The 21,565-nt window shown below is 67.3% G+C and carries 17 protein-coding genes; 10 read left to right on the top strand and 7 right to left on the bottom strand.

Translation table 11 applies throughout. From position 1 onward, the window contains the following. Position 1 precedes the first annotated feature (1 nt). From J8847_RS11985 to J8847_RS11980, 3 genes are read right to left on the bottom strand one after another with little or no spacing between them, the layout of a single operon-like run. Positions 2-718, bottom strand: coding sequence for a LuxR family transcriptional regulator (locus tag J8847_RS11985; RefSeq protein WP_211524934.1), 717 nt, complete (start codon positions 716-718; stop codon positions 2-4). A 59-nt stretch (positions 719-777) separates the two neighbouring features. Then, on the bottom strand, positions 778-900 hold the full coding sequence (locus J8847_RS24345) for a hypothetical protein (protein WP_267875487.1): 123 nt from the start codon (positions 898-900) through the stop codon (positions 778-780). Positions 901-936: 36 nt separating this feature from the next. Beyond that, positions 937-1,557, bottom strand: coding sequence for a TetR/AcrR family transcriptional regulator (locus J8847_RS11980; RefSeq protein ID WP_211524933.1), 621 nt, complete (start codon positions 1,555-1,557; stop codon positions 937-939). A gap of 203 nt (positions 1,558-1,760) precedes the next feature. On the opposite strand from J8847_RS11980, the gene J8847_RS11975 reads away from it, so the two are divergent. The 5 genes from J8847_RS11975 (at position 1,761) to J8847_RS11955 (ending at position 7,008) form a co-directional block, all read left to right on the top strand. Next, entirely contained in the window at positions 1,761-2,249 is a 489-nt protein-coding gene (locus J8847_RS11975; RefSeq protein ID WP_211524932.1) for a helix-turn-helix domain-containing protein, read from the top strand. Positions 2,250-2,417: 168 nt separating this feature from the next. Beyond that, positions 2,418-3,344 carry a helix-turn-helix domain-containing protein gene (locus J8847_RS11970; protein ID WP_229512751.1) on the top strand — a complete coding sequence of 309 codons (927 nt, stop codon included), beginning with the start codon at positions 2,418-2,420 and terminating at the stop codon, positions 3,342-3,344. A gap of 191 nt (positions 3,345-3,535) precedes the next feature. Then, positions 3,536-6,307 (top strand): MASE4 domain-containing protein, encoded by a 2,772-nt coding sequence (locus J8847_RS11965; protein ID WP_211524931.1) that lies wholly within the window; start codon positions 3,536-3,538, stop codon positions 6,305-6,307. 80 nt (positions 6,308-6,387) lie between these two features. After that, positions 6,388-6,711, top strand: coding sequence for a hypothetical protein (locus J8847_RS11960; RefSeq protein ID WP_211524930.1), 324 nt, complete (start codon positions 6,388-6,390; stop codon positions 6,709-6,711). A 57-nt stretch (positions 6,712-6,768) separates the two neighbouring features. Continuing rightward, positions 6,769-7,008 (top strand): hypothetical protein, encoded by a 240-nt coding sequence (locus J8847_RS11955; protein ID WP_211524929.1) that lies wholly within the window; start codon positions 6,769-6,771, stop codon positions 7,006-7,008. Between the two features lie 62 nt (positions 7,009-7,070). Here the strand turns inward: J8847_RS11955 and J8847_RS11950 are convergent, their stop codons facing one another. Genes J8847_RS11950 through J8847_RS11940 form a run of 3 tightly spaced genes read right to left on the bottom strand, consistent with a single transcriptional unit; the run spans position 7,071 to position 13,550 of the window. Continuing rightward, complete coding sequence (locus J8847_RS11950) at positions 7,071-8,390, bottom strand: MFS transporter (RefSeq protein ID WP_211524928.1); 1,320 nt, start codon at positions 8,388-8,390, stop codon at positions 7,071-7,073. Continuing rightward, a complete protein-coding gene (locus J8847_RS11945) occupies positions 8,387-10,858 on the bottom strand; it encodes a family 20 glycosylhydrolase (protein ID WP_211524927.1) in 2,472 nt (823 codons plus the stop codon). Before J8847_RS11945 ends, J8847_RS11950 begins: the two co-directional genes overlap by 4 nt. 52 nt (positions 10,859-10,910) lie before the next feature. Continuing rightward, a complete protein-coding gene (locus J8847_RS11940; RefSeq protein WP_229512749.1) occupies positions 10,911-13,550 on the bottom strand; it encodes a TonB-dependent receptor in 2,640 nt (879 codons plus the stop codon). Between the two features lie 381 nt (positions 13,551-13,931). Here J8847_RS11940 and J8847_RS11935 point away from each other — a divergent pair, with 381 nt between their 5' ends. Genes J8847_RS11935 through J8847_RS24440 form a run of 3 tightly spaced genes read left to right on the top strand, consistent with a single transcriptional unit; the run spans position 13,932 to position 16,514 of the window. After that, a complete protein-coding gene (locus J8847_RS11935; protein WP_211524926.1) occupies positions 13,932-14,570 on the top strand; it encodes a choice-of-anchor J family PEP-CTERM protein in 639 nt (212 codons plus the stop codon). Between the two features lie 58 nt (positions 14,571-14,628). Beyond that, positions 14,629-15,036 (top strand): post-PEP-CTERM-1 domain-containing protein, encoded by a 408-nt coding sequence (locus tag J8847_RS11930; protein ID WP_211524925.1) that lies wholly within the window; start codon positions 14,629-14,631, stop codon positions 15,034-15,036. 2 nt (positions 15,037-15,038) lie between these two features. Further along, on the top strand, positions 15,039-16,514 hold the full coding sequence (locus tag J8847_RS24440; RefSeq protein WP_307727515.1) for a PA domain-containing protein: 1,476 nt from the start codon (positions 15,039-15,041) through the stop codon (positions 16,512-16,514). 9 nt (positions 16,515-16,523) lie between these two features. Here J8847_RS24440 and J8847_RS11920 read toward each other — a convergent pair whose 3' ends face one another. Then, positions 16,524-17,900: an HD-GYP domain-containing protein gene (locus J8847_RS11920; protein ID WP_211524924.1), complete on the bottom strand. Its 1,377-nt coding sequence runs from the start codon at positions 17,898-17,900 to the stop codon at positions 16,524-16,526. A gap of 169 nt (positions 17,901-18,069) precedes the next feature. Between J8847_RS11920 and J8847_RS11915 the strand changes: the two genes are divergently transcribed. Continuing rightward, a complete protein-coding gene (locus tag J8847_RS11915; protein WP_211524923.1) occupies positions 18,070-19,668 on the top strand; it encodes an FAD-dependent oxidoreductase in 1,599 nt (532 codons plus the stop codon). A gap of 231 nt (positions 19,669-19,899) precedes the next feature. Then, positions 19,900-21,513: a methyl-accepting chemotaxis protein gene (locus tag J8847_RS24435; protein ID WP_307727514.1), complete on the top strand. Its 1,614-nt coding sequence runs from the start codon at positions 19,900-19,902 to the stop codon at positions 21,511-21,513. The last annotated feature ends 52 nt before the right edge of the window (positions 21,514-21,565 follow it).

Below are 21,565 nucleotides of genomic sequence, written 5' to 3'. Positions count from 1 at the left end.
CTCAGTGCAGACACTTTGCGATGGCCTGGGTCCGGTTGTTGACCTGGAGCTTGATGAGGATGCGCTGCACGTGGTTCTTGATGGTCGAGACCGCGACGCCCAGGATGCAGGAAATCTCGGAATTGGTCTTGCCCATCCGGATCCAGTCGAGGATCTCGCGCTCGCGCGGGGTCAGCACGGCGGCCGGATCGTCCTTGTCCCTCTGGCTTTCCTCGAAGGCCAGGCGCGACAGCACGCTGTGCAGGATCGGCGTCATGATCGACAGGTTGCGGCGCAGGGCTTCGCCTTCCTGGGCTTCGGCCTTGGGATCGGTCATGCACAGGTAGGTGGTGGAACCGTCGCGCATCTCGGTGTTGGCCGCCACCGCCACCCGCGAGAAACCCTTCTGGCGGAACATCGCCTGCCACAGGGCTTCGCCGCCGCCATCCGGGCACAGGTCCTGCATCACCGGCGAACGCGCGGCCCGCGATTCCTGCAGCAGCGGCATGGTGAGGTAGCGGTCCTGGATATCGAAAGTCTTGATCAGGGCGCCCGGAAACGAGGACGACACGAAATACGGCGTCATCGAGAATTCCGGCTGCATGCGCCCGTAGCCGATCAGGACGCTGCTCGCGCCGCTGTTGTCGATCAGGTGGGCGTCGGCCCATTCCGCCAGTTGTTGTCTCGTCCCGACTTGCGTCAGGTGTTCGATCGCGCTAAGCACAGTCACATCGTTCATTTTGGTCCTGCGAAGTTATGATTATTCGGAAAAACGATAATGCAGGGGGCATGCCGGTCCTAGCCGAGCATCGGGAGTCCAAAATCCTCGTTGCGGTTCGGGATTGCGTGGGTAAGACGGGCCGCGTAAACCATCGTGACGATACCGGCGGCCACGGACAAAAGCAGGAAATAGCTCAGCATGATGGGTCTCTTTCTGTGGTTGGAAACGGGATTCGCCTATTGCAGCGTGACCGGCGCCTGCGTGTAGGACGCCAGCAGGCGCCGGCAGGCCAACACCATGCGCTGGCCGATGCTCTCGTCGCGCAGGAAACGGGCGTCGTGGGCCATGCCGACGACCAGGCTGTGAATCTCGAAGGTCAGCTGTTCGACATTCGTGTCCGGCGGCAGCTGGCCCAGCTCGACCGCGTCCTGGACCAGCTGGACCAGCAGGGTGCGCCAGCGCGCCAGGCCTTGCTGCAGGCGCTGGTGCAGGGCCGCATCCAGCGCGGCGCCGTCGAAGGCGCCGGCGATGTACAGGCAGCTCGCGCCCATCGCCGCCCCGCTCGCGCGCAAAGCCAGCTTGCGCACATGTTCTTCCAGCGCCGGCAGGCCGCGCGGCGCGGCGCGGGTCGGCGCCACCACGTCGCTCAGGAAGCGGCGGTCGTATTCGTCCAGCACCGCACGCTGCAGGCTGTTGAGCGAGCCGGCGCGGCAGAATACCCCGCTCTTGCTCATGCCCAGGCGCTTTGCCACTTTGCCGAACGACATCTGGGCGATGCCTTCCGCCATGGCGATGTCGAGCGCCGTCACAACGATCTCTGCCAGGGTTTCATCCGCTTTGGTCGATATTGTTTTCATCGCAGTATTGTTCCGAAAAAATTTCTGGAAGACAACTCTTATACATGCCAGTTGCGGTTTCTTAACAACTTTTCCCCCTTTGGTGGGGGAGTTGTACAGACATTTGTGACACGATTTTGTGACACGCCACTGGGTTTCGTTTTGCAAGTGAGTTAAATGTTAAGCGATAGACTTTCATTTTGCAAGTGTGTAAAATAAAGATTATGGATACTCGTTCAGACAACCGTTCAGATACCCGTTCCGCATCCGCCTGCCCGATCGGCCGCGCCGCCCATTTGATCGGCGACGAATGGATCATGCTGCTGCTGCGCGAGCTGTTCCAGGGCCCGCAAAAGTTCGACGAACTGCAGAAGAAGACCGGCGCCGCCACCAATATCCTGTCCAACCGGCTGGGGCGCATGATCGCCACCGGCATCGTGGTCAAGGTGATGTACCAGGAACGTCCTCCCCGCTACACCTACCGCCTCACCAAGCCGGGACTGGCCCTGCTGCCGATCGCGCTCGAGCTGATGCGCTATGCCGAGGAATGGATGCCTTCGGAACTGTGCTCGCCGCTGCAGCTGCGCCACAGCACCTGCGGCAAGCTCACCCGCGCCGGCCAGGTGTGTTCCGAGTGCGGCGGCCCGATCACGATCAAGACCGCGCGCCTGGAACAGCGCGAGCTCGACGCGGAGCTGCCCGGCATCGCTTGATGCTTCCTGCATTTTCTGTTGCGCAGGCGCCTCACGGATTGCGCCAGGACATTGTCTTTACCGCATAATTGATAATGTTTAGTCAATCCATGCTGCGATGTCCCGTCATCCCGACCAGTCCCGCCCTGCCGTCCTTTCCCTGACCCCGACCGGGAAGGGGTCGGTGTCATGACCGCACGCGTGCCGACGCGCACCCCGACCCGTGTCTCCCGGCTGTACGAGGTCATGGACCTGATGCTCGATTCGGTCGGCGACCCGCTCAGCCTGGACGGCCTGGCCGCCTCGGCCAGCTATTCGAGCTTCCACTTCGACCGCATCTTCCGCGAGCTGACCGGCTTTTCGGCCGTCGAATACCAGCGCAAGCGGCGCCTGCGCCGCGCCGCCCACCTGCTGCGCCACGAGCCTGACGTCGCGGTCGGACGCATCGCCCAGGATTGCGGCTTTCCCTGCAACGCCGCCTTCGCCAAGGCCTTCAAGCAGCAGTTCGGGATGTCCGCCAGGCGCTGGCGCGACGGCGGCTGGCGCGCCTACATGGATGCGCAAGTGGGCCGCGAGAGCGACGTCAGCTTCTTCGTGGCGGAGCCCAGCAACCTGGAAGCGATCCTGGCGCCCTATTGCCCGCCCGAGCCGGGCAGCATCGCGGCGCGCATCGCCGTGCGCCTGCTGCCTGCCGTGAACCTGCGCTACCAGCGCTTCTTCGGCCAGTCGGGGGCGGCGCTGTCGATCGCCTGCAACAGCTTCATCTGCGAGCGCGAACGCCAGGGCTTGCCGCCCGGCAGCCCGTGGTACGGCGTGTTCGACGAGGATCCGGGCTTCACCGGCGAGCGCGAATACTGCTACGACTTCGGCTTCGACGACGCCGCGCAGGCCGACATCGAAGACCGCCAGCTCGGCATGCGCGTGCTGCCGGCCGGGTATTACGCGGTGCTGGAATTCCGCCACGACTGGCCGCGCTTTCGCACCATGTACGAGGACTGGCTGGAACGCCAGGCGGTCTGGCGCCTGGACAGTACCCGGCCCCACATCCAGAAGGTGGAGCGCCCGGGCGATGGACAGTGGCAGGGCTGGCTGGCCTTGCCGGTCAAGAAGCGCTGAGCTTGGGCGCATGTCGCCGGGCGGCGCCCCCGTTCGCGACCCTGTACCGTGCTCCGTTTCTTTTCCACCTGACATACGATGGGGTGCCGCGAAAACCTGGATGACGCCCATTGCGCATGAACTACACATCGGAGTTGTCAGGCATTCCGCGCGATCGCACGCCTTCCGCTGACAGCCAGGCGGCAAGAACCTTGTTCGAATACGAGGCCGGTCCGGCTTCGGTGCGCCTGGCGCTGGTCATCGTCGCGGTATCGCTAGGGATGTTTATCACGCTTATCCCGTTCGCGAGCACGCCGCTGGCTGCCCTTCCCTGGTTCATCCCCCTGCACCAGCCGGTTCTCGTGATCAACGACCTGATCACGACGACCCTGCTGCTCGGCTATTTCCGCCTCGTCCGCAAGCACTGCATCCTCATCCTGGCCTGCGGCTACCTGTACTCGGCCGTCATGGCCACGGTGCACTTGCTGTCCTTCCCGGGCGTATTCGCGCCTGCCGGGCTGCTCGGCGCCGGCCCGCAGACCACCGGCTACCTGCACGTCTTCTGGCACCTCGGCTTTCCCGTTGCGGTGATCGCCTATTCCTTCCTCAAGCAAGCCGACCGGACCGCAGACAGGCCGGGGGCGGCGACGGCCAAGGCGGTGCTGGCGACGCTCGCTTGCACCGCCGTGCTGGGATTGCTGGCGACGGTGGGGGGCGACTGGCTGCCAGAGATGCTGAAGGACAACCGCTACTCGTCCGTATTCAACATCGGCCGCTACGGCCAGTGGTTCGTCACCGGGCTGGCCCTGGCGATCCTGTTCACCCGCCGCTCGGCCTCGACCCTGGACATGTGGCTGGTGGTGGTGCTGTCCGCATGGTTCTTCGAGATCGGGCTCGTCAGCGTATTCAACGCCGGCCGCTGGGACGTCGGCTTCTACGCCGGCAGGATATACGGACTGGTCTCCTCGAGCTTCGTGCTCATCATGCTGCTGACCGAGCATGGGCGCATGCACCGCGACCTGGCCGAAGCCCAGGCCAGTGTCCGCACTGCCGCCAGGCTTCAGGAGGCGCAGCAAGTGCTGCGCCTGGCCTTAGCAGCGGGAAAAATGGGCGTGTTCAGCTGGGACCTCGTCAACCAGCGCGCATGGTGGAGCCTGGAAGTGGAGCACGACATCCTCGGGCTGCGCCCCGGGGAACTGGCCCTGGTGCCGGACGCGCTGATGCCCTTCGTGCTCGCCGAGGACCGCGAGCGGGTGCAGGCCCAGGCGCGCGACTGTATCGGCAACAGGCGCGAGTGCGACGTCGAGTTCCGCCTGTGCGACGCGCAGGGGAACCTGCGCTGGGCGTTCGCGCGCGGGAAAGCCGGCTACGACGACAGCGGCAAGGCAACGGTGGTGTTCGGCGTCATCGGCGATATCACGGAGCGCAAGCGCGGCGAGGCGGCGGCGGCCGAGATGGAGGTGCATTTCCGCACCATGGCGGACGAATTGCCGGAGATCGCCTGGATGGCGCGGCCGGATGGCTGGATCTACTGGTTCAACCGGCGCTGGCACGAGTACACCGGGCTGTCGCAGCGCGAGGCCGAGGGCTGGGGATGGCGCCAGGTGAACGACCCGGCGCTGGTGCCGACCATCGTCGCCAAGTGGCGCCATTCGGTCGAAACCGGCGAGCCCTACGAGATGGTGGTGCCCTTGAAGGGCACGGATGGCCGCTGGCGGCAGTTCCTGAGCCGCGCCGTGGCGCTGCGCAACAACGACGGGCAGATCATCCACTGGTTCGGGGTCAATGCCGACATCACCATGCAGACCGAGGCGGAACAGGCGCTCAAGCTGGCGGACCAGCGCAAGGACGAATTCCTGGCCACCCTCGCCCACGAACTGCGCAATCCGCTGGCGCCGATCCGCAACGCCGCCGTCCTGCTGACCCGCATGCCCGGCCTGCCGGCCAACGTCGAACGGGCGCTGGCCGTCATCGAGCGCCAGTCGCGGCACCTCGCGCGGCTGGTCGACGACCTGCTGGAGGTGTCGCGTATCACCCAGGGCAAGGTCTCCCTGCGCAAGTCGGAGGTGTCGCTGATCGACTGCCTGTCCGATGCGCTGCACGCAGTGGAAAGCACGCTCAAGGCCGCCGGGCATGAGGTCCTGGTGCACCTGACCGACGATCCCCTGCTTGCGTCCGCGGACGCCACCCGCATGGTCCAGTGCTTCCTCAACCTGCTGAACAATGCGATCAAGTTCACCCCGCGCGGCGGCGTGATCAGCGTGACGGCCGAGCGGCTGCCGGGACAGGCGAGGATCGCGGTCTCCGACAGCGGCATCGGCATCCCGCCGGAACACCTCAAGGATATCTTCGGCCTGTTCTCGCAAGTCACCCCCGCGCTCGAGCGCAGCCAGGGCGGCCTCGGGATCGGGCTGTCGCTGGTGAAGGGCTTCGTCGAGCTGCATGGCGGCAGTGTCGAGGCGGCGAGCGAAGGCCCCGGCTGCGGCAGCACCTTCACGGTATGCCTGCCGCTGCTCGAGCGGCCGGCCGACGCGCCTCCCGCCAGCCACGATGCCGGCCGCGATGCCGGGCGTGAAGCAAGGCATCACCCACGCCGCGTCCTGGTCATCGATGACAACCGCGATGCCGCCAACAGCATGGTGGCCCTGCTGCAGGCCGCGGGCCACGAGGTGCGCGAAGCCCACGACGGGCAAACCGGGCTCGCGCTCGCGTTCGATTTCGAGCCGGAGGTGGTCCTGCTCGACCTGGGCATGCCGGGCATGTCGGGTTTCGACGTGGCGCGCGAACTGCGGGGACGCACGGCGCAGCCGGCGCCGCGCATCATCGCCGTCACCGGCTGGGGCCAGGAAAGCGACCGCCGGCTGACACGCGAGGCCGGATTCGACTTCCACCTGACCAAGCCGGTCAATCACACGGAGCTGGACGTGCTGCTGTCGATGAGCATGCCGGCTCCGGAACAGGCGGCGGCGCCGCTCCGGCGTTAGCCGGCCTCCGTACACTGGACGGCAGCAATGAGCAGGAAGCAGACCTGAAAACGCCTGATCAGGCACCGCGCGGAGAATTGATGAGCTATTACAATTGGGTGAATTTGCAGTACATGGATGATATCGAGCTCGATTTCGCGTTGTTAAAAGAACCGCTGAGGGTTCATCTCGACGACAGCGGCATTCATCAAGCCGTCCTGAAGGATGTCGAAGAGCTGCTGGCGGCCCACGAGGCAACGTTCAAGCTATACACGCCAATGATCGATGAAATCTTTCATCTGGCTTCGCGCTTGCAGCCTGATGCAGTATTCGGCCTGCAGGGACGGGGAGAAGAGTTACGGGATGTCTGGGTCAGGGAGTACAGGGCCGGTGAGGTAACTTTCTCCCAAGGCCCGTTTGAGTAAAGGACTCGTTACGTCGCAGTATGTGGCCGACCGCCGCCATGTCTACAATGAGGCCGAATGAGAGAAATCCGCAGGCAAAACTTCGTGTACACCCTGGTGGAGGACGACGAAGGAAGATATTTTTTCGAACTGCTCCTGCCTGCGCCACGCGCGGCATGTGCACTCTACGAGATCAGGGTAAGGGCCTCGTCGTTCCAGAAATGGATGATAAAAATGCGGCCTGCCGTCGCCGATCGTATCGCCGGGCGTTTGATTCGCGAAGCACAAGATCGTCAACGCGCAGATTCATTGACTTGATCGTCAAAGAAAGCAGGCCCCTTCGCTTCGGGTCGAGACCTGCCGTCCCGGGACTTCTTTGATCACGCTTCGCCCGCATCCCTGCCGCCGGCGGCATCGGCCTCAAGCTTCATGAAGCGGCTCAGCACCAGCACCGGCAGCGCCGACGCCAGTACCCACAGGAAGAAATCGCGGTAGCCCAGCGCCTGCTGGATATCGCCGCTGATCATCTTGAACAGCACGAAGCCCAGCTGCATGAAGCCGGTGCCGAGGGCGTAATGCGCGGTCTGGTAGCGGCCGCTGGCCACCACCTGCATGATGAACAGGATCACGCCGACGAATCCGAAACCGTAGCCGAACATCTCCACGCCCAGCGCCCCGGTGATCACGGCGAGCGACGCCGGCTGGACTTCGCTCAGGTAGCAGAACACCGCGTTCGGCAGGTTCACCGCCAGGATCAGCCACAGCATGGCGCGCCGCAGTCCCAGCCAGGCGGTGAAGTAGCCGCCCGCCACGCTGCCCGCCAGGAAGGCCGCGGTGCCGACGGTGCCGTAGGCGAACCCCACTTCGGCGGTGCTCAAGCCCAGCCCCCCGACCGCGCGCGCATCGCGCAGGAACAGCGGGCCGATGCTCTGGATCTGCCCTTCGGCGGCGCGGAACAGGACGATGAACAGGATCGCCACCCAGATGCCGGGCTTGGCGAAGAAGCTGCGGATCACGTCGACCAGGGTGGCGGCGGCGTCCCTGGCCTTGCCGCCGGCCGGCTTGTCCTGCGCGCCGCGCGGGAGCGCGCGCAGGTGGTACAGGCCGAGCGCCACCAGCAGGCCGCCCAGCAGCGCGAACACGATGGTCCAGGCGGATTCGGTGCCCATGTGCTTTTCCAGGTTGCCGGCCAGGACCAGCAGGCCGCCCAGCGAGAGGAACTTGGCGGCATTGAAGAAGGCCCCCTGGTAGCCGGCATAGGCGGCCTGCTCGCGTGTCGACAGGTTGGCGATGTAGATGCCGTCGGCGACGATGTCGTGGCTGCTCGACGCCAGCGCCACCACCGCCAGCAGCGCGATGCACAGCGCGAACCAGCCGGGCAGCTGGAGCGCCAATGCGACCAGGCCCAGGGCCGCGCCGCCCAGCAGCTGGAAGGCCACCACCGCCAGGCGCTTGCTGGGCGCGAGTTCCAGGAATGGGCTCCACAGCGCCTTGAAGGCCCAGGCCAGGCCGATGGCGCCGGTCCAGTGCATGATCTGGTCGTTCGGCACGCCCATGCTCTTGAGCATCTGGCCCGCCACCAGGGCCACCGCATAGAAAGGCAGGCCCTGGGCCAGGTAGAGGGTCGGGACCCAGGCCAGCGGATGGCGGCGCGCGCCGGGCGCTGCGGTGATCGCGGGGAGGTCGTGCATAACGGTCATGGCGGGTCCAGGGTCAGGCTGACGATGCGGCTGCGGCGGCCGCGGGTATCGAAGCTGGCGATGCGAAACACCGCGCCGCGCGCGAGCGGCACCGGCGCCACATAGCGCGGACCGCCGGCCAGCGGCTCCGAGCCGTCGACAGTGTAATGCAGGGCCAGGCCCGGCAGGGCGACATTCGCATGCGCCGCGCCGTCATGCAGGCAGACGCCGGGCGGCGGCAGGCGGTAGCCGTAGGGCGTGGGCGCGCGGTCCAGGCGCGGCAGCTCGCGCCGCGCCAGGCGGTTGGCGAATTCGTTCCAGTCGGCTTCGATGGCGGCAGTGCGCGCGTCCTTGTCCACGATGCGCTGCCAGCCGGGATCGGGCGACCAGGCCCGCTCGGCCAGCGCGATCATGCGCGGCAGGGCCAGGTAGTCGATGCGGGCGGCGTCGCGCGCATTCTCGCCCCACAGCTGTCCCTGCAGGCCGGCGACGCGCTCCCGCCCGGCGGCGTCGAGCGGCTGCATGGCGGCGCGCAGTCCCGGATCGAGTGGGCGGCCCATGGGATCCAGGTCGGCGCTGGCCAGCGCGTCCAGCGGGCAGAAGGAAAAAGCGTGGCGGGTCTCGACGAAGCCGGCCCAGTAATAGCCCGGCTCCTCGGGGTGCTTGGCGTAGGCCAGGTCGAAATACAGGTTGGCGGCGTTGGCCAGCACCACGCGGTAGCCGGCATTGGCCAGCCGGTAGGCGCAGTCTTCCTGGCCGGAGCCCCAGGCGTTGTTCCACACATAGGCGTGGAAGTCCTTGCCGGCGAAGCGGGGATTCGGACGCATGCCCTCCCCCTCCATTTCCACCAGCGCGGTTTCTTCCCAGCCCGCGAATTCGACGCCGTGGCGCGCCAGGATGGCGCGGCAGCGCGCCACGAAGTCGCCGTGCAGCTGCGCGACCCGGGTCCAGCCCTGTTCGTGCATCTTCGCGGAGCAGGCGGGCGACCCGAGCCAGGCGCCGGCCGGCACCTCGTCGCCGCCGGTATGGATCGCGCGCAGGGGCACGCCCGCTTCGCGATACAGGGAGCAGACTTCCTCCACGACGGTGTCGATGAAGCGGTCCACCGACGGCAGCGCGATGCAGATCACGTTGTCCTGCCACAGCTGGACCGACTCGTACTCGGAGCGGTCGTCCGGATCGCTGAGCAGGTATTCCAGCGCGCCCCGCAGGTCGCCGGCGGCGCGCAGGCGCTCGTAGCGCGCCCGCATCGCCACTACCGCCGCGCGCGCATGGCCCGGCATGTTGAATTCTGGGATGACTTCGATGTGGCGCGCATGGGCGTAGCGCAGGATGGCGATGAAATCGTGGGCGCTGTAATTACCCGTGCCCGCCGAAGCCTCGACCGACGCCCCGGAACCGAAGGACGGCGGCAGGCAGGGCGCGCCATCGGCCGCCACGCCGCGCCGCGCACCGATATCGGTCAGTTCGGGCAGCGCGGCGATGTCCAGGCGCCAGCCCTCGTCGTCGGTCAGGTGGAAGTGAAAGCGGTTGAGCTTATAGGCGGCCATGCAGTCGAGCAGGCGCAGCACCGTGCCGACGGGCGCGAAATGGCGCGCCACGTCGAGCATCATGCCGCGGTAGGAAAAGCGCGGCGCGTCCAGTACCGTGCCGAGCGGCAGGCTGCCGTCGGCTTCCAGCAGCTGCGCCAGGCTTTGCAGGCCGTTGAAGACGCCGTGCGCGCTGCGTCCGCACACGCGCACCTTGCGCGCCGTGATCTCGAGCTCGTAGGCTTCCTCGCTCTCCCCCTCGAGCGTCACCCTGCCCACCTGCAGCTCCACGCCGGCCTCGCCCGGCGGACCGTCCGGCAGCGCGGCCAGCATCGCCGACAGCAGGGCCGCCTCGTTGGCCAGCAGCGGCCCGTGCACGATGGGCGCGCCGGGCGCCAGGCGGCAGCAGCCGCCGCCGAAGCGGACGAAGCGCGGCTGCGGCGTGATGCGCCCGGTCTCGGATTCCGGCAGCTCCCGCAGGCCCGCATTGCGCAGGTAGCGCCGGGCTGCGTCCTCGGTCGGCAGCAGGTCGAAGCCGGCGCGGCGGCGCTGTTCTTCGCGGACGAAAGGCGCGATCCGTGGGTCGCCCAGGTCGATCGCCCTGCCGTCGGCAGTCACCAGGTAGAAGCCCAGCGGCGCATCGGTGATGCTGATCGCCCAGTGCAGCGAATCGTAGTCGATGCGGTAGCGCTGCTGCGGCAGCCAGGGTTCGGCGACGGTCATGCTCAGCCGAAACAGGTCGCCGTTGATGTGTTCGATGGCGAAGCCGGGGCTGACGCTGGCGGCCAGCGCCTTGCGGCAGGTGTTGAAGTACAGCGCCCAGCCGGGTGCGATGGACTGTGCGGAGACGTTGGCCAGCACCAGGCGCGAACGGAAGATCTCGTCGCGCGCGGTATTGGTCAGGCATTCCCAGGACACAGCCACCGGCACCGCGCCTGGCGTCGGGGGAAGAGTCGGCATCGGCGTCAATGATTCAGGTGCGCCGCGGGCCGGGGCCCGCGGCTGGAGGGTGTTACAGCTTGCCGCGCAGGCCGAGGTAGAAGGTGCGGCCGTTCGAGTAGAAGGCGCGCGGACGGTCCTCGTTCTCGGCGTACATGCGGATCGTCTCGTTGGTGAGGTTGAGCGCATCGAAGGTCAGGGTCAGGCGCTCCGTCAGCTTCAGGTTGACCGAGGCCGCCACGTTCTTCATGCCGGCCACGTGCTGGCTGGCGCCGCGGTCCACGCCCGCCTTGTAGCGCGAGCGGTAGTTGTAGGCCAGGCGCGCCGAGAAGCGCTCGTTCTCGTAGTAGCCGGTGACGTTCCAGGTGTTCTTCGATGAGTTGAGCAGCTCGCCGCCGTCATCCAGTTCGCCGTCGGCGTGGGTGTAGTTCACCAGGGTGCCGAAGTTGTTCATGAAAGGCTGCTGCCAGCTCAGCTCCAGGCCCTTGTTGCTGCCGGTGGTGTTGAACGGCGACGTGATCTGGTACTCGGTCATGGCCGAGCGCTTGTTGTTGTAATAGGTGCCGGTCGAGGTGCCCTGGGCCACGATCGAGCGCAGGTCCATGTAGAACAGGCCGGCCGACAGCAGCGCCTTGGGCGCGTAGTACCACTCGGCGCCGATGTCGAAGTTGGTCGAACGCACCGGGTCCAGGTTGACGTTGCCGCCGCTGCCGCTCAGGGCGTCGTCGTTGAGCGAGACCGAGCCGCCCAGGGCGCTGTAGTCCGGACGCGCGATGGTCTTGGCGAGCGCGCTGCGCAGGGTCAGTTCCGGCGTCGCTTCGTACTTGAGGTTCACGCTCGGCAGGTAGTCGCGGTAGGTGCGCTTGAAGGTGGTCGGGGTGTAGGGACCGAAGGCCGAGCCGGTGATCGGGGCCGGGCCGCCCGGCAGGTTGACCACCGTGGTCTGGCGCGTCTCGACGGCGCGCAGGCCGAGGTTGCCGCTCCAGTCGGCGCCGCCGAAGTCCAGCATGCCGTACAGCGCCGCGGTCTTCTCGCCCACCTGGAATTCGTCCATCCAGTTGTGGCGCACCACGTAGTCGAGCAGGCGGTTGCCCGGGATCGCGCCCCACACGCCCAGCGCCGCGCCGTTATATTTGAAGTAGTTGGACGAGAGATTGCCGCCCAGGTCGTTGGCGAAGTCGGTCGGGTACATCTCGCCGTTCCACACCGGGCCCGGGTTGGTGAAGCCCAGCGGGCCCGGACGGGTTTCCAGCGGGTGTTCGGCAGTGCGGTGGTGGTCGGTCCAGCGCGCGCCGAAGCGCAATGCCTGCATCAGCGGATGATCCAGGCGCCACTGGCCGTCGACCTGGGCGTACTTTTCCTGGTCGACCGACTGCGCCTCGCCGCCGCCGGCCCAGGCGGTGCTGCCCGGCGAGGTGGTGTTCCCGCCCGGGTAGCTGACCGAGGCCGGGGACAAACCGTTCAGCGCGTAGACCATGCCGCCGTCGACGTTGTTCTGGTAGAAGACGTCGTCGCGGTCCCAGCCTACGCCGTGGGTCTTGCCGACCTTGCCGGACAGGGTCAGGCGGTCGCTGACCTTCCACTTGCCGTTCAGGTCCAGGTACCAGGATTCGCCGCCGGCGTCCGGGCGGTAGATGTTGTCGACCTCGCCCGCGTTGCGATCGAAGCCCGCCGCCACCAGGGTGCCGTTGCGCACGACCGGGTTGGCCGGGATCAGGTTCATGCTGTTGATCGAGTTGGCCGGCGCGGCCAGCCAGTTGGTGTTCAGGTGCGGCGCTTCGAGCTTGGAATAGAAGCCGTTCAGGTCCACGCTCATGCCGGGCGCGGGACGCGCCTCGATGTCGAAGGCGCCGCCCCGGCGCTTCTTGGTCTGCTCGAACAGGCTGGCGCCGATGAAGGTCGGCACCACCACCCCGCGCAGCGAGGGATCGGCCACCGCCGCCGCGCTGGTGGCGCTGATCGGGGTGTAGCCGAGGATCTCCTGGCCGTCGCGGCGCACGGTAGCCTTCTCCGAGAAGGCCTGCACCAGCACGCCGAAGGTGCTGGCCGCGTTCTTCCAGCTCACCAGGCCGGACAGGTGCGGCTCGGCCTGATCGGACAAGTCGTTGTAGTTGGCCTGCACCGAGCCCTCCACCGTCAGCGGCTGGCGGAAGTCGAGCGGACGGCGGGTGATCACGTTGATGGCGCCGGACACGCCGCCTTCGACCAGGTCGGCGGTGGGGCTCTTCTGCACCACGATCGAGCCCACCAGTTCGGAAGGCAGCAGCGAGAAGCTGCTGGAGCGTCCCACGTTGCCGCCGATCTGGTTCAGCAGGAACCAGTCGCCGGTGCTGATCGCGTGGCCGTTGAACAGGGTCTGCTGCAGGCTGGGGCTGGTGCCGCGCAGGCTGACGCGGTCGTTCTCGCCGAAGCCGCCTTCGCCGCCGGCCGAGGACTGGGTGTTCACGCCCGGCAGGCGCTGGATGGCGTCGGCCACGTTCTTGTCGGGCATCTTGCCGATGTCCTCGGCCGTCACCACCTCGACCACGGCGTCGGCGTTGCGCTTCTGGCGCAGCGACTGCTCCAGCGCGGCGCGCACGCCCGTCACCACCACCGTCTGCGGCGCGGCGCCAGCCTGTTCCTGGGCCCAGCCCTGGCCTGAAGTCATCGCGCAAACCGCCACCGCGCCCGCGATCGCGGTGCGCTTGTACTGCCGTGCCATCCCTTGGTTCATGTGCTCTCCAAAACGTCGATATGTGTTTTTGTTCCGCCCTCCGTGCGCGGCAGCGCGGACGGTCGGCCTTCTTTTCTCATGGTGAGGCGCATTGTGGCGGCAGTTGCCGGCCGATGTTTGTCAAATCTTGCTATCACGCCGGGCGTTTTACACAGCGGACATCATCGCTGTCAGGTGTCATCTTTCTTTACAGCCTCACGAATTCGCACGGCTGTCGAAAAAATTTTTTCAACAAAATCAAGGCGCTAAAAATCTGGCATGTTTGATGCTTAACTATTGGATTGTCCGCAGCGGAAATCCCGCTCGGCAACATGTTCGGGGTGATCCGGTTCCCGAAGTCCCGCGTCGCCCCGCAGTCCAACTCTTTCGGAGGCGTACTACATGAATAGATCAGTTCTGGTTGGCCTGGCGTTTGCCGGGCTCATGGGCACCGCGCAGGCGGACGTGTTGCTGAGCGAAGACTTCAATAATGTCGCGGCCTTGCCCGGCCAAGGCTGGGTATTCGACAACCAGAGCGATCCACCCGGCCCTGTCGCCACCTGGTTCCAGGGCACGCCGGAAATCTTCCCGGCCCACATGGGCGCACCCGAGGCCTACATCGCCTCCAACTTCAACGTCGCCGCGCCCGGCGGCATCATCGAGAACTGGCTGATCACGCCGGAGTTCTCGACCGAGATGAACGTCGAGGTCTCGTTCTACCTGCGCGCCGAAGCCTTCGAAAACTTCTTCGACCAGCTGGCCTTCGGCTTCAGCTCGGGCAGCGCCGACCTCGACGCCTTCACCCTGGCCGATCCGATCGTGGTGCCGACCGATGGCTGGACCCGCTTCACCGTCCAGCTGAGCGCCCAGGGCGCCGGCACCACCGGCCGCTTCGCCTTCGTGCACACGGGCAACGCCGACGACTCCAACTACGTCGGCCTGGACACGCTGAGGATCAATTCGGTGCCCGAGCCGACCACCCTGATGATCCTCGGGATCGGACTGGCGGGCGCGGCGCTCGTGCGGCGCCGCCGCATCTGATCAGGGGCCCGTCGCGCACACGGCAACAACTTGTCCGTAGTCCAACCAGGAGAATGTGATGTCACTGAAAGTGCAATCCTGCCGACGCCTGCTGGGCGCCGGCCTGGCCCTGCTCGCCCTGAGCGGCCAGGCGCTGGCCCAGCAAGAACAGTCCGCCCCGGCGGCCGACAACATCACCGTGGTGCGCGACGCCGAAACCGGCAAGCTGCGCGACGCCACCCCCGCCGAGCGCGCCGCGCTGCAGGCGTCGGGCGTGCGCCGCACCCTGCGCGCCGCGCCCCAGCCGGTGCTGCAGAAGTACCACGCCAGCGGCGCCCAGGGAGCGCGCCTGACCGACGACTTCATGAGCGCCGCGATGGCCGCGCGCAAGCCGGACGGCAAGCTCGAGACGCAATGCGTCGAGACCCATGGCAGCGACGCCAAGGCGGCTCCCCACAGCCACGCGCCCAACCTGGATCTGGAGTGATCATGACCGTCAAACCTGCTCATACCCTGGTCGCCCTCGCCTGCGCGTTCACCTGCTTCGCCGCCCAGGCGGCCAAGATCACCATCACCAGCCGCGACCCGGCCGGCATCGGCTTCAACGACCCGACCCCGGCGGCGCCGGTCGGCGGCAACATGGGCACCACGCTCGGCCAGCAGCGCATGAACGTGTACCGCTACGTGGCCGACATCTGGGAAAAGAACCTCGCTAGCGACATCGACATCGTCGTCAGCGCCGGCTGGGAACCGCTGAGCTGCACCGCCAGCAGCGCCGTGCTGGGCAGCGCCGGCGCCTGGAACATCTGGCGCGACTTCCCGAACGGCGTGCCGGGCACCTGGTACCCGCAAGCCCTGGCCAACAAGCTGGCCGGGACCAACCTCAGCGCCGGCACGCCGGACGACGGCAGCGGCTTCGGCAACGCCGACATCAAGACCCAGTTCAACATCAATCTCGGCAATCCCGACTGCCTGGCCGGCAGCCCCTTCTACCTCGGGCTGGACGGCAATGCCGGGACCAAGGTCAACTTCGTGGCGACCCTGCTGCACGAACTGGGCCACGGCCTGGGCTTCTCGGTCATGACGGTCACCACCGGCAACGGGCGGCGCCTGAATGCGCAAGGCACCGCCTTCACCGACAACGGCCTGCCCAGCATCTGGGAACGCCACATGTACGACAACACGGCGGGCAAGACCTGGCTGGCCATGAACAGCGCCGAGCGCGCCGCCTCGGCCATCAATCCGCTCCAGCTGGCCTGGATCGGCCCCAATGCCGCCGGCGCCGCCCCCACCCTGCTCAAGCCGATCGGCGTGGCCAAGGCCATTTCGCCGGCGCCGGGCACCAGCCGCACCGCCGACTACATCCCGGCCAGCTTCGGCCCTGCGCCCAAGCCGAGCGCCACCATGGGCGCCCTGGCCCTGGTCGCGCCGCAGTCCGGCGAAGCCGGCCCCGGCTGCAGCCCCTTCGACAGCGCCAACACGGCGGCGGTCAAGAACAAGGTCGCCCTGATCAGCCGCGGCGGCTGCACCTTCGCGATCAAGGCCAAGAACGCCCAGGACGCGGGCGCAGTGGGGGTGATCGTGGCCAACAACGTGGCCGGGGCCTTCACCGTGGGCGGTTCCGATCCGTCGATCAAGATCACGACCATCGGCATCTCCAAGGACGACGGCGACGCCTTCAAGGCGGCGGTGGCGGCGGCGATCCCCTACGGCAGCCGCAACAAGCCGGGCGCGGTGACCGTCACCCTGGGCCAGGATCCGGTGCGCCTGTCCGGCGCCGACGGCGCCCGCCGTCCGCTGCTGTACACGCCGAGCACGCTGGCATCCGGGTCCTCGGTCTCGCACTGGGACGTGACCGCCACGCCGAACCTGCTGATGGAGCCGAGCATCAACGGCGACCTCACCATCAACCTGAAGCCGCCGTACGACCTCACCGTGCCGCTGCTGAAGGACCTCGGCTGGTAAGCCCGCGGCTCAGGCCGGGAACGGCACCCGCGCCACGGCCTGCTTCAGCGCATCGAAGCAGGCCGGGTCGAGCGCCGTCCCGACCGTCTTTTCCATCATCGCCAGGGCCTGGGGAATCGGGATCGCCCCGCGGTAGGGCCGGGCTGCCGTGATGGCGTCGAAGATGTCGGCGGTCGTGATGATGCGTGTCTCCAGCCGGATATCCTCGCCACGCAATCCGCGCGGATAGCCGCCGCCGTCCAGGCGCTCGTGGTGGCTGCCGGCGATGGCCGCCAGTTCGGCAAAGGCCCCGATGCGGCCCAGGATGGTCTCGGTGTACTCCGCATGCAGCCGCACCGCCTGCCACTCGTCGCGGTCGAGCGAACCCGCCTTGTCCAGCACACTGTTGCTCACGCCCAGCTTGCCCACGTCGTGCAGCAACGCGCCGCGCTTGAGCCAGCGGCGCCGCTGCGCCGGCAGCCCGAGCGCTTCGCCGATCATGTCGGTATACAGCGCCACGCGCGCGCTGTGGCCGCTGGTGTAGGGACTCTTGGCGTCCACCACCTGGCCGAAGGCGGCGGCGATGTCGTCCAGGTAGTCCTCGTCGAGCGCCACTTCGCGCCCGGGCGGCTCCAGCGCGAACACGGCGGCGTCGATGTCCGGCGCGGCCAGGGTGGTCCAGAATCCATCGTGGCGCGCCACCTCGTCGAAGGCCGCGACCAGGCGCGGATCGAACCAGCTCCCGGCGCGCTTCCTTGCCTCCCGCAGGGCCGCGTCGCGCCCGCCGGCGGTATGGAAGACGTCGATCACCTGGGCCAGCAGCGCGATGCGCGCGTAGACGGGAATCGCCTCGCCCGCCAGGCGCGCCGGCTTGCCATGCCCGTCGAAATGCTCGTCGAGCGAATAGACGCCTTCGGCCACGCCATCCGGGAAGCGCAGCAGGCGGGCGATCTCGGCGCCGCGCTGGCAGCGGGTGGCGATCAGGTCCTGGGCGATGGCGGGACCGTCCCTGAGGATGGTCATCACGCTGCGGAAGCGCTCCGTCAGGCCCGCCTTCAGCCCGGTGTGGGTGAGCACGAAGGACAGGACCTGCGGCAGGCTGTCGCCAACAGTCTTGAAGTCGCGCTTGAAGCCCAGGTCGTCGGTCAGATAGAGTTCGCAGATGCGGGCGGCGTTGCTGCTGCAGCCCAGGTCCTTGAGCAGGAGCGTGTAGTAAAGCTCCCATAGCTGTTCCTGCGGCAGGCCGGCAGCGCGCCCGATGTGCATGCCGATCCAGCAGCAGCGCACGCAATGTCCGGCCGGCTGCCCCTCGGTGATGTCGAGCGCGTAGCTGAGCGCGCCGATCAGTTCGGACAGCTTCATGGCGCTGGGCGACAGCGCATCGGGTGGGGCGGCGACCAGGTCCATGATTTAGTTCCAATATGCAATATAAATTGATTCTACGCCACAAATGCGCCCGGCGGACCATGGGCGCCGGGAGGAATTTCCTGGCGCGGCATGTACGCCACGCCATCGTGCTCCAGCCCATCCGCCATCGCAGTAGACTTGGCTCCACCATGACGATACGGAGGCCAGCATGATCGGAGCGACCAATGGCAGTTCCACTTCGGTATGGATGGACACCGCTTCGGTGCCCGTCTTCCCGCCCCTGCAAGGGGACATCGACACCCAGGTATGCGTCATCGGCGCCGGCATCGCCGGACTGACCACGGCCTACCTGCTCGCGCGCGAGGGACGCGAGGTAGTGCTGATCGACGCCCTCGGTATCGGCGCCGGCGAGACCGGGCGCACCACCGCCCACCTGTTTCCGCCCGACGAATGGTATGGCTTCATCGAGGACAAGTTCGGCGCGGCCCAGGCGCGCCTGGTGGCCGACAGCTATGCGCGCTCCATCGACATGGTGGAATCCATCGTGCGCGACGAGGGCATCGGCTGCGAGTTCGAGCGCGTCGACGGCTACCTGTACGCCCTGCCGGGAAACGGGATGAAAGGCACCCACGACCTCGGCAAGGAACAGGCCTGCGCGGCCCGCACCGGCGTCCAGGCCGAACTCCTGGCGCGCGTGCCGGGACTGCCTTTCGACACCGGGCCCTGCGTGCGCTACGCCAACCAGGCCCAGTTCCATCCGCTGAAATACCTCGATGGGCTGGCGCGCGCCTTCGCCGCCAGGGGCGGCAGGATCTACGGCGGCACCCATGCGCACCGCATCCGCGGCGACCACCAGCGCCAGGCCGTCTCGACCGCCGGCGGCGAGATCCGCGCCCAGGCGGTGGTGGTGGCCACCCACACCCCGTTCAACGACCGGGTCGTGATGCACACCAAGCAGGCCGGCTACCGCACCTATGTGGTGGGCCTGCGCGTGCCGCGCGGGACGGTGCCGCGCATCCTGCTGTGGGATACGGGCGATCCCTACTACTACATCCGCCTGGAAACGCCGGACAGCGCGCGCGGGCACGACGTGCTGATCGTCGGCGGCGCCGACCACAAGGTGGGCCAGGACGACCATCCCGAACACCGCTACGACGAGATCGAGCGCTGGGCGCGCGAACGCTTCCCGATGGCCCAGGAAACGCTGTACCGCTGGTCGGGCGAGGTGATGGAGCCCTCGGACGGGATGGCCTACCTGGGACGCAATCCGATGGACGACGACAACGTCTACGTGATCACCGGCGACTCCGGCAACGGCATGACCCACTGCACCATCGGCGCCATGCTGGTGACGGACCTGATCATGGGCCGCCCCAATCCCTGGAGCGCGCTCTACGACCCGGCGCGCAAGCCGGTGCATGGCCTGGGCGACTTCGCTTCCGAGCAGGCTAATGTCATGGCCCGCTACGGCGACTGGCTGACCGGCGGCGACGTCGACTCGGTGCAGGAGATCCCGGCCGGCGAGGGCGCGGTAGTGCGCGACGGCCTGCGCCGCATCGCCGTCTACCGCGATCCGGGCGGCGCCCTGCACGCGGTCTCGGCCAAGTGCACCCACCTGGGCTGCGCGGTGCACTGGAATTCGGCCGAGCGCTCCTGGGACTGCCCCTGCCACGCCTCGCGCTTCGACACCGAAGGCAATGTGCTGCACGGCCCGGCGCCGACGCCGCTCGAGAAGGTGGAGCTGGCGGTCGAACCGGCGCCGCGGCCGGATGCGCCGCGCGGCGGGGTGCGCCGCCCGCTGCGCTGAGCGACGGACGTGGCCGCGCCGGCGGCCACGTCCCGTACTGTGCTGTTTCCTTCTTTGCATCGCCCCCTCGCGTCGCTGCGAAGCTGGCCCCGCTTGACGTTATCTCTTCTATAAAGAAACGTTGTTTGTGCGCAAAATAGACAGGAAGAAATAGACAGTTTCTTCTAAATGCGGATACTCGCACATGAGGTCGCGCTCAGTTGCGCGCCCGATGCAACAGAGGAATCCGCGATGACACTCCACAAGATGAAGATCGGTCCCCTGCTCTCGCTGGGTTTCGGAGCAGTGTTGACACTGATGCTGCTACTGGTCGGCGTCGGCCTGGCGAAAATGCACGCGATCGGCGGCATGACCCGCGAACTTACTGGCGACGGTGTGCGCAAGGCCAGCATGCTGCAGGAGTGGAAAGGCGTCATCGAAGTCAACGCGGCGCGCACCATCGCCGTGGCCAAGTCCACCGACCCGGCCGCCGACAAATTCTTCCTCGACGCCGTCGCCGCGTCCTCGAAGCGCGCCGACGCGTTCCAGAAAGCGATCAAGGAATCCCTGGACGGCGATCCGGAAGGCATGCGCCTGTTCGAGCGCGTGGTCGCGGCGCGCGAGGCCTACCGCAACGCGCGACAGCAAGCCTTCAAGCAGAAGGCCGGCGGCGAGCTGGAAGCAGCAGCGAGCTTCTTCGAGACCGACATGCTGCCGCGCGTGAACGAGTACGTCGGCAGCCTGGACGCGCTCGTCGAGCACCAGAAACGGGTAGTGGCCGCGCAGGCCGCCGCCATCGACGACGGCTTCGCGACCAGCCGCCAGGTGCAGTTGGCGCTGACGGCGGCGGCGCTGTGCACCGGCGCCGCCTTCGCCTGGCTGATCGCACGCGCCATCACCGTGCCGCTGCGGGAAGCGCTGCGTGTCGCCAGGACCGTCGCGCAAGGCGACCTGGGCAGCGAAATCGCTGTGTCCTCGGACAACGAGACCGGGCGGCTGATGCAGGCGCTCAAAGACATGAACGCTCACTTGCGCGGCATCGTCGGCCAGGTGCGCCACGGCACGGATACCATCGCCAGCGCCGCGCACCAGATTGCCGGCGGCAACCTCGAATTGTCTGCGCGCACCGAACAGCAGGCCAGCGCGCTGGAAGAAACCGCGTCCTCGATGGAAGAACTGACCGCGACCGTGAAGCAGAACGCCGAGCATGCCAACCGCGCCAACACGCTGGCGCTGGACGCCTCGGCCATTGCCGCACGCGGCGGCTCCACCGTGGAGAAAGTGGTCGCCACCATGGACGATATCAGCGCCGCCTCGCAGCGCATCAACGACATCGTCTCGGTTATCGACGGCATTGCCTTCCAAACCAATATCCTGGCGCTGAACGCCGCCGTCGAGGCGGCGCGCGCCGGCGAACAGGGACGCGGCTTCGCCGTCGTCGCTTCGGAAGTGCGCGCGCTGGCCCAGCGCTCGGCGGGTGCCGCCAAGGAGATCAAGATCCTGATCGGCGATTCGGCCGGCAGGGTCGAGGAAGGCAGCCGCCTGGTGCGCGAAGCCGGAACCACGATGGACGAGATCGTCGGCAGCATCGGGCGCGTGGCCGGCATCATGGCCGAGATCGCCGCCGCCAGCAGCGAACAATCCGCCGGCATCGGGCAGGTCAGCCAGGCTGTGGCGCAGATGGACCAGGCGACCCAGCAGAACGCTGCGCTAGTGGAGGAAGCGGCAGCCGCATCGGATGCCTTGCACGAGCAGGCCCAAGCCCTCGCCAGCTTGGTCGGGGGCTTCCGTCTCGAAACACAGGACGCGGGCGCGACGCTACGCACCCAGCCTGCGCGGCTGCTGGTCCGCGAGGTCGCCGCCTGAACCTGCCGTAAACGACGACGCCGGGCTGGGGCCCGGTGTCACGACGGCGGCC

It is taken from the genome of Massilia sp. AB1 (assembly GCF_018119385.1).
GTDB lineage: Bacteria > Pseudomonadota > Gammaproteobacteria > Burkholderiales > Burkholderiaceae_D > Telluria.
The sequence above is the reverse complement of the archived record's forward strand: the minus strand, read 5'-3'. Positions and strand labels throughout refer to the sequence as shown.

Excerpts from the sequence above, each read along its gene's own strand:
- J8847_RS11985 (WP_211524934.1), bottom strand. The coding sequence starts at position 718 with ATGAACGATGTGACTGTGCTTAGCGCGATCGAACACCTGACGCAAGTC.
- J8847_RS24345 (WP_267875487.1), bottom strand. The coding sequence starts at position 900 with ATGCTGAGCTATTTCCTGCTTTTGTCCGTGGCCGCCGGTATCGTCACG.
- J8847_RS11980 (WP_211524933.1), bottom strand. The coding sequence starts at position 1,557 with ATGAAAACAATATCGACCAAAGCGGATGAAACCCTGGCAGAGATCGTT.
- J8847_RS11975 (WP_211524932.1), top strand. The coding sequence starts at position 1,761 with ATGGATACTCGTTCAGACAACCGTTCAGATACCCGTTCCGCATCCGCC.
- J8847_RS11970 (WP_229512751.1), top strand. The coding sequence starts at position 2,418 with ATGACCGCACGCGTGCCGACGCGCACCCCGACCCGTGTCTCCCGGCTG.
- J8847_RS11960 (WP_211524930.1), top strand. The coding sequence starts at position 6,388 with ATGAGCTATTACAATTGGGTGAATTTGCAGTACATGGATGATATCGAG.
- J8847_RS11955 (WP_211524929.1), top strand. The coding sequence starts at position 6,769 with ATGAGAGAAATCCGCAGGCAAAACTTCGTGTACACCCTGGTGGAGGAC.
- J8847_RS11950 (WP_211524928.1), bottom strand. The coding sequence starts at position 8,390 with ATGACCGTTATGCACGACCTCCCCGCGATCACCGCAGCGCCCGGCGCG.
- J8847_RS11945 (WP_211524927.1), bottom strand. The coding sequence starts at position 10,858 with ATGCCGACTCTTCCCCCGACGCCAGGCGCGGTGCCGGTGGCTGTGTCC.
- J8847_RS11940 (WP_229512749.1), bottom strand. The coding sequence starts at position 13,550 with ATGAACCAAGGGATGGCACGGCAGTACAAGCGCACCGCGATCGCGGGC.
- J8847_RS11935 (WP_211524926.1), top strand. The coding sequence starts at position 13,932 with ATGAATAGATCAGTTCTGGTTGGCCTGGCGTTTGCCGGGCTCATGGGC.
- J8847_RS11930 (WP_211524925.1), top strand. The coding sequence starts at position 14,629 with ATGTCACTGAAAGTGCAATCCTGCCGACGCCTGCTGGGCGCCGGCCTG.
- J8847_RS24440 (WP_307727515.1), top strand. The coding sequence starts at position 15,039 with ATGACCGTCAAACCTGCTCATACCCTGGTCGCCCTCGCCTGCGCGTTC.
- J8847_RS11920 (WP_211524924.1), bottom strand. The coding sequence starts at position 17,900 with ATGGACCTGGTCGCCGCCCCACCCGATGCGCTGTCGCCCAGCGCCATG.
- J8847_RS11915 (WP_211524923.1), top strand. The coding sequence starts at position 18,070 with ATGATCGGAGCGACCAATGGCAGTTCCACTTCGGTATGGATGGACACC.
- J8847_RS24435 (WP_307727514.1), top strand. The coding sequence starts at position 19,900 with ATGACACTCCACAAGATGAAGATCGGTCCCCTGCTCTCGCTGGGTTTC.